The organism is Kineosporia sp. R_H_3 (assembly GCF_002198675.1).
Taxonomy (GTDB): Bacteria; Actinomycetota; Actinomycetes; order Actinomycetales; family Kineosporiaceae; genus R-H-3.
Window position 1 is genome coordinate 27,242 of the sequence record NZ_MWLL01000102.1, and the last position, 13,485, is coordinate 40,726.

Below are 13,485 nucleotides of genomic sequence, written 5' to 3' on the forward strand. Positions count from 1 at the left end.
GGTAGACCCGGTAGGCCGGCGTGCCGAACGTCGGCCGGGGCCGCAGCGGCAGGTGCTCCCAGTAGGCCTGGTACGCGGCGGCCCGCTGGGTCGCGAACACGGCGGCGGCCTGCCGCCGGGGGCCGGTGTCGGCGACGTCGTCGGCGAGGCCGGCGTAGTTGTTCTCGACCTCGTGGTCGTCCCAGACGGCCATCCACGGCGCTGCGGCGTGCGCCGCCTGCAAGGCCGGGTCGAGCTTGTACTGGGCGTGCCGGGCCCGGTAGTCGGTGAGGGTGCGCAGCTGGTTCAGGCCGGGGGTCTGCGGGGCGCGGTGCCGGCGCCCGGGCAGCGCGCTGCTCGGGTCGGTCTCGTAGAGGTAGTCCCCGAGGTGGACGACGAGGTCGAGGTCCTCCGCGGCCATCGCCGTGTAGGCCGGCCAGTACCCCTGCTGGAAGTTCTGGCAGCTCGCGACCGCGAACCGGACGCGCGCGGGGCCGGCGGTGGCCGCCGGGGTCGTCCGCGTGCGGCCCGTCGGCGAGACGTGCGGGGCGGCCCTGAACCGGTACCAGTAGTCGGTGCCGGGGCTCAGCCCGGTGACGTCGACGTGCACCGAGTGCGCGTAGCGGCGCCGGGCCAGGGCGGTGCCGCGCCGGACGACGGTACGGAACCGCCGGTCCCGGGCCACCTCCCAGGCGACCTCGACGTCGGCGTCGCCCATCGAGGCGGCCGAGAACGGGTCCTGGACGAGCCGCGTCCAGAGGACGACGGCCGTGGGCAACGGGTCGCCCGACGCGACCCCCAGCGCGAACGGGTACCGGCGCACGGTCCGCGCGTGCGCGGGCCGGACGTCGACGACGGTGAGGGCCGTGGCGGCCGAGACGGCCGCCGCCGAGCGGAGGACCCCGCGGCGGCTCGGGACACGGCCCCGGGACAGCTGATCATGATCCACTTGCACTGTTCCGACACTGTCAGGTGCACGGATGTGACGCACCTGACCCCGCCGGACATCACCCAGAGCGTGACCGAGGTCACGCTCCGCGGTCGTCAGGCCCTCACGACGCCGGGGGTGCCGGCGGCGACGGCGAACCTGGCGGTGGTGCGGACCGGTGACGTCCGGCTCGTGACCGACTCCACGGTCCGGGCACGGACCAGCCAGCGGTCCCGGTCGACGTCCATGAGCAGGTACCCGCGGCGCGAGCCGTCGAAGTACCGCGTCCACGGGTTGAGCGACCGCAGCGTCCGCCGCACCTCGGCGTCCCCGACGAAGCGGCTCGAGATCGCGGGCGCGACGAGCTCGGAGGCCACGACCGGCGCGTGCGGGTCGTCCGGGTCCACGACGAGGTCGTTGAACCACGTCGAGTGCACGTCCGCGGAGAGCACGACGGGGTTCGCGACGGCGTCCGCGACGATCCGGCGCAGCAGCCGGGTGCGCTGGGAGGCGTAGCCGTCCCACTGGTCGAGGTTCGCGAGGAACGGCAGGTCGAGCGTCCCCAGCGGGGCCGGCCACCGGGTCCTGGCCATCACGGTCTGCTGCGCGACGACGTTCCAGGTCGCCGCGCTCGTCGCCATCCGCGCGGTGAGCCAGCGTTCCTGGGCGGTGCCGGTGAGCGTGCCGGTCGTCGAGCGGCGGCCGGCGCTCTCCGGGCCGAGGTCGTGGGCGTACCCGCCCGGCTGGTCGGTGCGGTACTGCCGGGTGTCCAGCACGTTGAGGCGCAGCAGGGTGCCGAAGTCGGCGCCGCGGTAGACCCGGTAGGCCGGCGTGCCGAACGTCGGCCGGGGCCGCAGCGGCAGGTGCTCCCAGTAGGCCTGGTACCCGGCCGTCCGCTGCGTCGCGAAGGCCGCCCTGCTCTGGTGGCGGGCACCGGTGTCGCCGACGTCGTCGACAAGGTCGGCGTAGTTGTTCTCGACCTCGTGGTCGTCCCACACGGCCATCCACGGCGCCGCGGCGTGCGCCGCCTGCAGTGCCGGGTCGAGCTTGTACTGGGCGTGCCGGGCGCGGTAGTCGCCGAGCGTCCGCAGCTGGTTGAGGCCCGGCGTCCGCGGGGTCGTGTGCCGGCGGCCCGGCAGCGAGCTCTTCGGGTCGGTCTCGTAGATGTAGTCGCCCAGGTGCAGCACGAGGTCGACGTCCTCGGCGGCCAGCGCCGTGTACGCCGGCCAGTACCCCTGCTGGAGGTTCTGGCAGCTCGCGACGGCGAACCGGACCCGGCCCGGCCGGGTGCCGGCGGCGGGGGTGGTCCGCGTGCGGCCCGTCGGCGAGACGTACGAGGCGGCCCTGAACCGGTACCAGTAGTCGGTGCCGGGGCTCAGCCCTGTGACGTCGACGTGCACCGAGTGCGCGTAGCGGCGCCGGGCCAGGGCGGTGCCGCGCCGCACCACCGAGCGGAACGACGGGTCGCCGGCCACCTCCCAGCGCACCTCGACGTCGGCGTCCCCCATCGAGGCGGCCGAGAACGGGTCGCGGACGAGCCGGGTCCACAGCACGACCGCGGTCGGCAGCGGGTCGCCCGAGGCGACCCCCAGGGCGAACGGATCCTGCCGGACGGCGAGCGCGTGCGCCGGGCGGACGTCGACGACGGTGAGGGCGGCGGCACCGGCGAGCGCCGCGGCGGCGACCCCGCCGGTGCGCAGGACGGTCCGGCGGTCGGGAGGCGTGGGTGCTGCGTTCCGGGGCCGTGCGATGTCGGACATGTCGGCAGCACAGCAGCGGCGGAGGGGGCCTCACGGTGACGCCGGGTGAACGACGAACACCCGGCCGGTGATGGTCCGGTGCGCCGGCGAGCCGCGTGAACGGGGCCCCGCTCCCCCGCGAACACCGTCCGCGCCGGGTGGCTCCGGGGCGTCCCGCGGGTGACGTGCCGGTGCCGGCGGGTCAGCCGCCGGTCCGCCGCGCGACGAGCGCGAACTTCCTGACCCGGCCGCTGCGCAGCCAGTCGCCCCAGAGCCGGTGCGACGCGACGAGGTCGTCGACGACCCGGTCCCCGACCAGGGCGGCGATCCGGTCGCGGTCCGCGACGAAGGCCGCGGTGAGGGCGTCCACGACCTCGAGGTGCAGCGCGCTGTGCTCCGCCTGCCAGGTGACCTCGAACCCGGCCCGCGCGAGGCCGGCGAGCAGGTCGGGCAGCGGCACGAGGTGGACGGTGTCGGCGTCCGGCATGACCTGCTGCTCCGCCGCGGTGAGCGGCTCGCCCTCCTCGACGGTGAGGGCGAACCGGCCGCCCGGCGGCAGCGCCGCGGCGACGGCGCGCAGCAGCGGCTCCTTGTCGGGGAAGGCGAGGACGGTCTCGAGGAGCAGGACGACGTCGAACTGCCCGGCCGGCAGCGGCGGCACGCTCCCCGCCTCGAACCGGCAGGCCAGGCCCGCCGCCCGCGCCTGCTCCCGTGCCACGGCGAGCGCGTCCGGGCTGCGGTCCACGCCGAGGTAGTCGCAGCCGAGCGTGCGGGTCACGAGGCGGCCCGGTCCCGCGACGCCGCAGCACAGGTCGAGCACCCGCGTCCCCGGGCCGATCCCGGCGCGGCCGGCGAGGTCGAGGATCTCGCTCGCCCGCATGAAGCTCTCCTGGCCGGCGAACTCCCCGGTCGGGAACGCCGCGACGCGGGCGTCCTCGAGGGCGTCCGCGTAGCCGGCCCGGTCGTCCTGGCCGGCCGGCACGGGCCGCACGCTGCTCACGCGCCGCCGCCCGGGGTGAACGCGGTGAGGAACCGGTCGCGGAACTCGTGCATGCCCTCGACGGGGGCCCGCGGCCCCGGGCGCAGGCCGGCGTCCCAGCCCCAGCCCGACACCGCCGCGAGGACGGCCGGGTCCTTGGCGACGATCGTCACCGGGACGTCGCGGCTGGCCCCGACCCCCGACACGAGCGGGAGCGGCTGGTGGTCGCCGAGGAACACCATGACGGTGTCCTCGGTGCCGTACCGCTGGAGGAACGAGACGAGCGTCGAGAGCGTGTACTCCACCGACCGGCCGTACTCGGTGCGCACCCGGCCCTGGTCCGGCCAGACCTCGCTCTGCAGCAGGCCCTGCTGCCGGATCGGCTCGAAGACGGTGCCGTCGCCGAGCGCCGTCCAGTCGACGGCCTTCGGCAGCGGCGCCCACGGTGCGTGGCTCGAGGTGAGGGCGATCTCGGCCATGAGGGGCCTGCGGTCCGGCGTCCCGAGGGTGCTCTTCTGCAGGGTCTCCAGGACGTACTGGTCGGGCATCGGCGACCAGCCGAAGTTCGGGCCGCGATACCCGAAGGTCGGCTTGTCGAGGACGGTGCCGTAGCCGTAGAGGTCCTTCTCCGGCCACTCGCCCTGCACCGACGGCAGCACCGCCGCCGTCTGCCAGCCGGCCTTGCCGAACGCCCGCGGCAGGGTGAAGCGGTCGCTCGCGAGCAGCCGGCGGTAGCGCTGCGGGTTGTCGACGTCGGTGCCGGAAAGCAGCGTCGAGTGCGCGAGCCAGCTCGCCCCGCCGAACGTCGACGACGTGAGCCAGGCGCTGCGCGCCTGGAAACCGGCGGCCGCCAGGCTCGCGGTGCCGTCGTCCAGGACCCGGTCGACGCCGGGCGCGATCGTCGGGTCCTCGAGCGCCACCCGGCCGTAGCTCTCGACGATCGTCACGAGCACGTCCTTGCCGCGCAGCCCGGCGAGCAGCCGGTCGGCCGGGACGTCGCGGAACCGGTCGGTGCGCAGCTCCACGGCGTAGTCGTCGAGGTCGTGCAGCGTGCGGTCGACCTGCTGGGACCGGGAGACGACGAGCCCGGCGGAGCTGCCCGCCGCGAACGGCACCTCGGGAGCTGTCCGGACGCCGAGCAGGGCCGTGGCGAGCCAGACGACGGCGAGCGCCGCGACGACCCGCTCGGCGGCGACGCGGTGCCGGTCGAGCGCACCCGCGACGCGCCGGGTCGCGCCGACGAGGGCGGCGACGAGACCGCCGGCGAGCAGCCCCGCACCGACCCAGCCGGCGACGACGGCGAGGGAGCCGCCGACCGCGCGCAGGTAGTCGGCGGCGTTGCCGAGCAGGCTCCAGTCGAGGACGAGGTCGAACGGCCGGTTCATCGCGAGGAGGAAGCCGACGTCGAGCACCGCGAGGACCGCGAGCAGCCCGAGGACGACACCGAACCCGGCGACGGCCCACCGGCGGGCGCGGCCACGCAGCACGAGCAGCACGAGCGCCGCGGCGAGGGCCTCGAGCGGCAGCCGGGCCCACCACGTCGACGCGAGCACCTTGGCGTCGTGCGGTGCGACGAGGACGGCGAGCACGAGGCCGACGGCGAGGGCCGTCGTGAGCACCCCGGCGAGCCGGCGGACCCGCCCGTGCGGTGCGACGGCGGGGGCGTCGTCCGGCCGGACGCCGGGCCCGCTGCCGTCGCTGTCGGGGTCGCCGGGCTCGCCGCCCGCGCCCTCCTGCTCCGGGAGCACCCCGGTGTCGGTCGCCACGACGACGTGAACGGGCCCGGCCGGGGCCGGGTTCGATCCGACCGTCACCCGCGCGTGTCCGCGCCGCCGCCGATAGCGTGCCCGCGTGGTTCCCGACGAGGACGTGGCCGACCAGGTCGGCCGGGTGCGCCGCTACTACGACCGCAACACGGCGCGCTTCCGGCGGCTGGGCCAGGGCGGCGCGTCGATCCACCGGGCGGTGCACGGCCCCGGTGTGACGAGCCGCGAGCAGGCCTTCCACCACGTCGAGGAGCGGATCCTCGCCCTGCTGCCGGACCGCCGGCCGGACGGCGGCCCGCCGCGTGTCGTCGACCTCGGCTGCGGGGTCGGCGGCAGCCTCCTGCACCTCGCCGGACGCCGGCCCGACCTGGTCGCCGACGGCATCACGATCAGCCCGGCGCAGGTCGAGGTCGCCGCGGACCTCGTCGCCGCGGCGGGGCTCGGCGACCGGGTCCGCGTGCGGGAGGGCGACTTCCTCGCGCCGCCCGCCGACCTCGCCGGCGCCGACCTCGTGCTCTCCGTCGAGGCGTTCGTCCACGGTCCCGACCCTGCGGCGTACTTCCGGGCCGCGGCCGGGCTGCTGCGCCCCGGCGGCCTGCTCGTCGTGTGCGACGACCTGCTCGCGCCGGCCGGCGTCGCCCCGGCTCCGGCCGGCGCCCGCCGGCTCGACGAGTTCCGTACCGGCTGGCGGGTCGGCTCGCTCGTCACCGCCGCGGCGGCGGCGCGCGACGCGGCCGCGGCCGGTCTGACCCTCGTGACGGACGACGACCTCACCCCGTACCTCGAGCTGCGCCGTCCCCGGGACCGCTGGATCCGCGCGATGGTCGCCGCGACCCGCCCGCTGCGGCCCCGCGGGGACTACTGGTGGTCTCTCGCGGGCGGCAGCGCTCTGCAGGCCTGCCTGGCCGAGGGGCTCGTCGAGTACCGGCTGCTCGTGCTCCGGCGGTCGTGACCGCTGCGGCGCTCGTGATCAGGGCATCGTCCTCGAGTCGAGGGTGGCCGTCACGACCGGGCCGGCCGTGCCGTCCGGGTTGATCACCCGGGTGTCGAGGCGCGACGTACGGCAGGTGAAGGTCGCCTGGTCCTGCGGGTCGGCCGCACCGGCCGTGTGCTTCAGGCCGGTCACGAGGCAGTCCCCGAGCACGTAGGTCGCGTAGGTGACGGGCCTGTCGCCGCCCCGGGTGAGGGTCACCGTGACCTGGACCTGGCTCCGGCCGCCGTAGGCGTTCATGAGCGTCGGGCTGCCGGTGCCCACCGTGTGCGTGACGGTCATCCCGAGGCGCCGGGCGGTGGTGCTGCCCGTCGACGGCACGGTCTTCCACGCGTAGGACGTCACGTCGAACGTCGTCCCGGTGTCCCCGCGGCCGGCCTGCCCGCCGACGACGACGGTCATCGCCATCGTGCTGCCGCCCGGCGTCCGCGCCGCGAGGACGGCGGGGGCGCCGGCGGGCGCGGCACTGGCCTGCTGCTGCCCCGCGAGGGCCGCGGCGAGCGTCCCCGCACCGAGGAGCGCCGCGGCCGCGATCCCGCGCCGGCGGCGGCGGGTCGTGCCGGCGGCGTGCTCCTGAGCGGCAGCGCGCGAGCGGTCGTCGTCCTGACTGGGGTGCACCTGGTCCTCCTGGGGTGTCCGGGCCGCCGCTCCGGTGGCGGTGGCGCGCCCAGTGCAGCGGGCGCCGGTCACCGTGCGGTCACCGCCGGGTCACCGGTGGCGCCGGAGGGTGCCGGGATGCCCGTGATGTCCGTCCGGCCGCGTACTGTGCCCTGGGCGTCCGCCCGCTCCGAGCCGGTGGCGGTGCACGGCCACCGGACCGAGGGAGGGCAGGGATGGGCACGGACCCGGTCGAGGACCGGCTGCACGAGCGGATCGGCCGCCTCCTGCGGCTCGCCCAGCACGCCGACCCGCAGAGCGTCGTCGACACGCTCTCCCTGACGGCCGCCGAGCTCGACTGCTCGCAGGTCGCGCTGTTCCTCGTCGACTACCAGCACACCACGCTGCGGCCCGCCTCGACGGCGCGCGGCCGGGACGACGAGCCGCTGCGGCTCGACGGCACGGTCGCCGGCCGCGTCTTCGCCTCGGGGCAGCCGCACTGCGTGTCCGCCGACGACGGCTGGGACGTCTGGGTCCCCGTCACCGAGGGCGCCCAGCGGGCCGGGGTGCTGCGGGTCCGTGAGCCGGAGCGGGACGAGGTCCGGGAGGCCCTGCTCGTCGAGCTGGGGCTCGCCGCCGGGCACCTCGTCGTCTCGGCCGGGGCGTACACCGACCGCTGGGCGACGGCGCGGCGCAGCCGGGAGATGTCCCTGCCGGCCGAGATCCAGTGGTCGATCCTGCCGCCGCTCACCTTCGCCGTCGGCGGGACGACGGTGGCCGGCCTGCTGGAGCCCGCCTACGACGTCGCCGGCGACTGCTTCGACTACAGCCTCAACGGCAACGACCTCGACATCGTCGTGTTCGACGCGATGGGGCACGGGCTGGCCTCGTCGGTGCTGGCGTCGCTGGCGATGTCCACCTACCGGCACCGGCGCCGCGAGGGCGGGCACCGCGACCCCCGCCCGCTCCTGCAGGCCGTCGACGCGGTGATCGCCGACTACGCGCACGGCGACGCCTTCGTCACCGGCATCGCGGCGCGGCTCGACATCGTCACCGGCGCCCTGGTGTGGACGAGCGCCGGCCACCCCGAACCCATCCACGTGCGGTCCGGGCACGCGCTCACCCCGGCGGACGTCGAACCCGCCCCGCCGCTCGGCCTGCTCGCCTGGGCAGGCCGCGGCCCGGACCTCGACCTCACCCGGGTCGACCTCGAGCCCGGCGACGGTGTGCTGCTGTACACCGACGGTGTCGTCGAGGCCCGGGACGCGACGGGCGAGGAGTTCGGCGAGGAGCGCCTGCGCGACTTCCTCGAACGGACGACGGCCTCCCTCCTCGACCCGGCCGAGACGTTGCGGCACCTCATCCGCTCCGTCACCGAGTACAACGACGTCCCGCTGCGGGACGACGCGACGACCGCCTACGTGCGGTGGGACGGCGCGGCACCGGCCCGGCGGAGCCAGCCACGATCGTGACCAGCGGCGCGTCGGCCCTGACGTTCCGTTGCAGCATCGCAGGCGTACTGTCACACTCTGCTGGCGATCTTCACCCCGACGTGGTGTCAGGGGCGGGTTCTGGCTGGGTGAGGGCCTGATGGTGAGCAACGCGGGCGAGGCCGGCGGCCGGCGCCGGGGAGCGGACACCCTGGCCTCGTTGGCCCGCGCGCTGTCCGCGACCGTGCGCCCCGGCGAGGTGCTCGACGTCGTCGCCGACTCGATCGGCTCGCTGGTCGGCGAGTGCTCGCTGAACATCTCCCTGCTCGACGAGGACCGCCGGACGCTCTCGACGGTGATGTCACGGCGGACGTCCCCGCAGGTGCGGATGCAGTTCGCCGCGTTCCCCGCGGACGCCCCCTACCCGACCCGGGACGCCCTGGTCACCCGCCGGCCCGTCGTCGTCCAGGGTCTCGCCGAACGCGACGCGCGCTACCCGGCGCTCGCCGGGGTCCCAGTCTCCCAGGTCGCCTGGGTGGTGCTCCCGCTCGTCGTCGGCGACCACCCACTGGGGACTCTCTCCCTGGGCTGGACCACGCCGCAGCCCTTCGACCCCGCCCAGCTCCGGCTGTGCGAGGGCATCGCGGACGCCGCGGCCGCCGCGCTGGCCCGAGCCCAGATGTTCGACCGCGAGGAGCAGGCCCGGACGGCCGCCGAGGACCTGGCGACCCGGCTGCAGGTGCTGCAGGACCTCACGGGGCAGCTCGCCGAGGCCACCGAGCTCGCCACCGTCGGCGACCTCGTCGTCGGTGCCGGCCTGCAGGCGCTCGCCGCGGACGCCGCTGCCATCGGCCTGCTCGACGACGACGGCCGCACGGTCACGACGCTCGCGAGCGCTGGCGTGCAGGCCGACCTGCTCCCCCGCTGGTCCCGGCACGACGTCGGGGTGTCCGACCAGGTCCGGGAGCTGCGCGAGAGCCGGCACCCGGTCATGATCGCCTCGCGCGCTGACCGAGACACGCGGTTCGCCGACCGGGACCGCCGGCCGGAGGACGACCTCTTCGAGGCGACCGCGACGCTGCCGCTGGTCACCGCGGGCGCCCTCGTCGGTGTCGTCGCCTACGCCTGGAAGCATCCCCGCGCCTTCGACACCCACGACCAGGGCTACCTCACCGCGATCGCCGCGCACGCCGCCACCGCCATCGACCGGTCCCGGCTCCTCGAACGGACCCGGCAGGTCGCCGAGACCCTGCAGCGTGCCCTGCTGCCGGAGGCCGTCTCCGACGTCGGGGGCTGGGACCTGGCCACCTGCTACGTCCCCGCCGTCCAGGACACCCAGGTCGGCGGCGACTGGTACGACGCCTTCGCCACGGACGACGGCAGGCTCGTCCTGGTCCTCGGCGACGTCGCGGGCAAGGGGGTCAGGGCCGCGGCGGTCATGGGCGCCGTCCGGTCGGCGCTGCGGGCCTACGCGACCCTCGACCCCGACCCGGCCACCGTGCTCAGCCGGCTCGACACGTACTTCGGCGCGTTCAAGGACGACGAGATGGTGACCGTCGCCGTCGTACTCCTCGACCCCCGCACCGGCGAGGTGACGTACGCGTGCGCCGGGCACCTCCCGCCGCTGCTCGTCGACGGGACGTCCGGCGCGTGGCTGGACGCGGCGACCAGCCCGCCGCTCGGCGCGAACCGGGGCGGCGGGCGGCCGCAGACGACGGCCCGCGTGGACCCGGGCCAGGTGCTGCTCCTGTACAGCGACGGGCTCGTCGAGCGCCGCCACGAGAGCCTCGAGCGCTCGCTCGGCACCCTCGCCGACCGGGCCGGGACGCTGTCGTCCGAGCCGGACCTCGGCGCGGCCGCCCGGGCCCTCATCCGGACGATGGACGCGCCGGACAAGGTCGTCGACGACACGGCGCTGCTCGTCGTCCGGCGGCACCCGGGCTGACCCCGCGGGCCGTGCCCGCCGTCCGCCCGGCCGTCAGCCCGGCCGTCAGCGTCGGGGCGCGGACGGCGTCCGGCGCCGGCCCTGCGCCGGGACGGCCGCGGAGCGCGGCGTCCGCCGGAACGTGTTGTACCCGTGCAGCCACGGGACGAGCTCCTCGACCGGCATCGGCCGGGCCAGGTGGTAGCCCTGGATGGTGTGCGCGCCGAGCGCCGCGAGGTGGTCCCAGGTCTGCTGGTCCTCGACCCCCTCGACGACGACGTCGAGGGCGAGGTTCGTGCCGAGGTCGATGATGCTGCGCGCGATGAGCAGGTCGTGGGTGTCGTGCGTGAGGTGGGCGACGAAGCTGCGGTCGATCTTCACCTCGTCGACGGGGAGCCGTCGCAGGTACGACAGCGAGGAGTACCCGGTCCCGAAGTCGTCGACAGACAGCCGGACGCCGCGCCCGCGCAGCCGCTCGAGCAGCGCGATGGCCCGCTCGGGGTCGCCGATGACGCTGTCCTCGGTGATCTCCAGGGTCAGCCGCCCGGCCGGCAGACCGCTGCGCGCGAGGGCGGCGTCGACCATCGCCAGGGTGCGGTCGTCGGCCAGGGCCCGGGCGGGCAGGTTCACCGACACCGCGAGGTCGAGGCCGCCGGCCCGCCAGGCCTGCGCCGCGGAGACGGCCCGGTCGAGCACGAGCGCCGTGACGTCCGGCATGAGCCCGTGCCGCTCGGCCAGCGCGAGGAAGTCGGCCGGGGGCAGGACGCCGAGGCGCGGGTGCTGCCAGCGCACGAGCGCCTCGACGCCGATGACGTCACCGCTCGTGGCGTCCGCCTGCGGCTGGACGTGGATGTCGATGCGGCCGTCCGCGACCGCCCGGCGCAGGTCGGCGAGCAGCGCGAGGCGGGTGTGGGCGGCCGGGTCGGCGCTCGGTGGCCGGCGGCTGCCGTCGTCGTGCACCTGGGTGCCGCCCTGCTGCACCTTGGCCCGGTACATCGCGCTGTCGGCGGCGCGCAGGAGCGAGGAGACGTCGTCGCCGTGCACCGGCGCCAGCGCGACGCCGACCGAGGCCCGCACCCGGACCTCGATGTCCTCGATGACCACCGGGGCACCGAGCCGCTCGTGCACCCGGGACGCGACGAGGACGGCGTCCTCGACCGAGTCCGTCTGCGGCAGCAGCACCGCGAACTCGTCCCCGCCGAGCCGGGACACGGTCGCGGCCGGTGGCGCGGCCGCCACGAGGGCCTCCGCGACGTGGACGAGGAGCACGTCCCCGTGGTGGTGCCCGAGGGAGTCGTTGACCTCCTTGAAGCCGTCGAGGTCGATGAGCAGCACGGTGAAGCCGGTGACGGCACCGGCGGCGACCTGGTGCAGGCTCTGCTGGACGGCGTCGCGGAACTTCGTCCGGTTGGCCAGCCCGGTGAGGACGTCGTGGAGGGCCTCGTGCTGCATCCGGTCGAGGAGCCGGCCCTTGGCGAGCGCGAGCCCGGCCTGGTTGGCGACGGTCTCGAGGGTGGCGATGTCGTCGACCTGGAACGCCCGGACCTCGCCCATCCGCTCGGCGACCATGAGCGAGCCGAGCACCCGCGACTCGTCCCGGAGCGCGACGACGACCGCCTCGCGGTAGCCGAGGGCCGCGAGCTGCTCGGCGTGCGCGGCCTGCTCGTGCGCCGGACCGCCATGGGTGGTGAGCACCGGCCGGCCGCTGCGCAGCACCGAGTGCCAGAGCGCGGCGTGGGTGCCGTCGGCCACCTCGTCGCTGCGCACGATCGCCGACCCCGGGGCGAGCGTCCAGCGGCGCGGGAGCTGGCCCGGTTCGTCACCGAGGAGCACGACCTCGGCGGCCTCGGCCTTGAGCAGGGCCCTGGCCCCGAGCAGCGCGCTCGCGAGGATCTCGTCGGCGGCGTGCGACCCCGTCACGGCGCGGCCGAAGTCGTAGAGCTGCGCGAGGCTGACGTGCCGGTCGTTGAGTGACGCGTGGGCCCGGTACGCGATCATGATCGCCGCGCCGACGACGAGCAGGAGCGGGGTCGTCCGGGGGTCCGCGTGCAGGGCCGTGACGATGAGGACGCCGGCGCACGCGACGACCGCCGAGATGACCGGGTACCGGACGAGGGCCGTGACGATCTCGCCGCGCTCCACCCGGCCCTCGTGCAGCCCGACGACGGCCAGCACGAGCAGCCCGTCCGCGGCGCCGGCCAGAGAGACCCCGGCCAGTGCGGCCGCCCAGCCGACCGGGCCGTGGGCCGCCGCGGCGTCCGGCCCCGCGATGCCGTGGAAGACGACAAGGGCCGCGGACACCCCGAACACCCGCAGCGTCGTGTTGAAGACGGCCTTGACCGGCGACTGGCGGCGGTACACCGCGTAGACCAGGCCGGTGCCGACGACGGTGGCCAGCAGCATGTCCGCGGGGGTGGCGAGGTAGACGGCGAGGACGAGCGGGATCTCGCTGAGCGAGACCGCCTGGGCCTCGCGGCGCACCTGGACGTGCAGGACGACGACCTCGGCGAGCGCGAAGAGCGGGGCGAGCACCCACCAGGGCAGGACCGGGGAGAGCGGTGCGCCGCCGGCACCGGTGAGGTCCAGGGCCCAGGCGAGGGCCGACACCGCGAGAAGGGCGACCACCATCGTGGCCACGCCGGCCCGGGGCGTGCGCCACCACGGCCGGCGGTGTCGTCCGGCAGCCGCTGCCTGGTCCACGCGCACCTCCTCGCCGGCCTCCGGGCCGACCCGCCGGCGGGTGGTCCGGCGACGACGGCAGGGTTCGTGATCTCACCCCACCTGTCGTCGCCGGCCCGGCGTTGTTGAGGGGTCCGTCGGGCGGGCCGGACGGCGGCCGGGGGCTCAGGCCCAGCTGGACCCGCGGGCGTTGAGGTTCGTGCCGCCGACCCGGCCGGTGACGCCGGTCGCCGGCAGCGCCCACGAGGAGCCGCGGACGACGGCGTTCGTGCCGACCGACGTCCCGACCCGGACGGTGCCGGTCGTCGCGGCCTGCCGCGGAGCCGAGGGGCCGCCGGCGGGGGCGGAGGCGGCGAGGGCGCCCACGGCGAGCGCCGCGGTGAGGACGGCGGCCGAGAGGGTCCGGCGCAGCCGGGAGGTGCGGGCTGTGGTGGTGGTCGGGCGGCGGTTCATGGCGGGTCCTCCGTCGTGGG

Annotated in this window: 9 protein-coding genes and 1 pseudogene; 3 read left to right on the forward strand and 7 right to left on the reverse strand. The window is 76.1% G+C overall.

Translation table 11 applies throughout. The annotated features are described in order from the left end of the window. The 4 genes from ECOMGDLI_RS09505 to ECOMGDLI_RS09520 all read right to left on the reverse strand — a co-directional run. The coding region (locus tag ECOMGDLI_RS09505) for an alkaline phosphatase (protein ID WP_198954726.1) at window positions 1-928 on the reverse strand (928 nt) is incomplete at its 3' end. A gap of 95 nt (window positions 929-1,023) precedes the next feature. Next, entirely contained in the window at window positions 1,024-2,667 is a 1,644-nt protein-coding gene (locus ECOMGDLI_RS09510) for an alkaline phosphatase (RefSeq protein ID WP_088316415.1), read from the reverse strand. A 181-nt stretch (window positions 2,668-2,848) separates the two neighbouring features. Beyond that, window positions 2,849-3,628, reverse strand: coding sequence for a class I SAM-dependent methyltransferase (locus ECOMGDLI_RS09515; protein ID WP_198954727.1), 780 nt, complete (start codon window positions 3,626-3,628; stop codon window positions 2,849-2,851). A gap of 14 nt (window positions 3,629-3,642) precedes the next feature. Next, window positions 3,643-5,439: a sulfatase-like hydrolase/transferase gene (locus tag ECOMGDLI_RS09520; protein WP_088316417.1), complete on the reverse strand. Its 1,797-nt coding sequence runs from the start codon at window positions 5,437-5,439 to the stop codon at window positions 3,643-3,645. Window positions 5,440-5,476: 37 nt separating this feature from the next. On the opposite strand from ECOMGDLI_RS09520, the gene ECOMGDLI_RS09525 reads away from it, so the two are divergent. After that, the gene (locus ECOMGDLI_RS09525; RefSeq protein ID WP_088316420.1) at window positions 5,477-6,343 is read left to right on the forward strand and encodes a cyclopropane-fatty-acyl-phospholipid synthase family protein; all 867 of its coding nucleotides are present in this window, start codon (window positions 5,477-5,479) and stop codon (window positions 6,341-6,343) included. 18 nt (window positions 6,344-6,361) lie between these two features. Here the strand turns inward: ECOMGDLI_RS09525 and ECOMGDLI_RS09530 are convergent, their stop codons facing one another. Continuing rightward, window positions 6,362-7,000, reverse strand: a complete 639-nt coding sequence (locus ECOMGDLI_RS09530) for a type VI secretion system tube protein Hcp (protein WP_088316422.1) — start codon at window positions 6,998-7,000, stop codon at window positions 6,362-6,364. A gap of 215 nt (window positions 7,001-7,215) precedes the next feature. Here ECOMGDLI_RS09530 and ECOMGDLI_RS09535 point away from each other — a divergent pair, with 215 nt between their 5' ends. Beyond that, window positions 7,216-8,451, forward strand: coding sequence for a PP2C family protein-serine/threonine phosphatase (locus ECOMGDLI_RS09535; protein WP_088316424.1), 1,236 nt, complete (start codon window positions 7,216-7,218; stop codon window positions 8,449-8,451). A 118-nt stretch (window positions 8,452-8,569) separates the two neighbouring features. Next, window positions 8,570-10,354, forward strand: coding sequence for a GAF domain-containing SpoIIE family protein phosphatase (locus ECOMGDLI_RS09540; RefSeq protein WP_088316426.1), 1,785 nt, complete (start codon window positions 8,570-8,572; stop codon window positions 10,352-10,354). Between the two features lie 45 nt (window positions 10,355-10,399). On the opposite strand, the gene ECOMGDLI_RS09545 is transcribed toward ECOMGDLI_RS09540, so the two are convergent. Continuing rightward, window positions 10,400-13,033: an EAL domain-containing protein gene (locus ECOMGDLI_RS09545; protein WP_143447609.1), complete on the reverse strand. Its 2,634-nt coding sequence runs from the start codon at window positions 13,031-13,033 to the stop codon at window positions 10,400-10,402. Between the two features lie 144 nt (window positions 13,034-13,177). Further along, window positions 13,178-13,485: pseudogene (locus tag ECOMGDLI_RS09550) on the reverse strand (hypothetical protein); the annotation flags it as partial.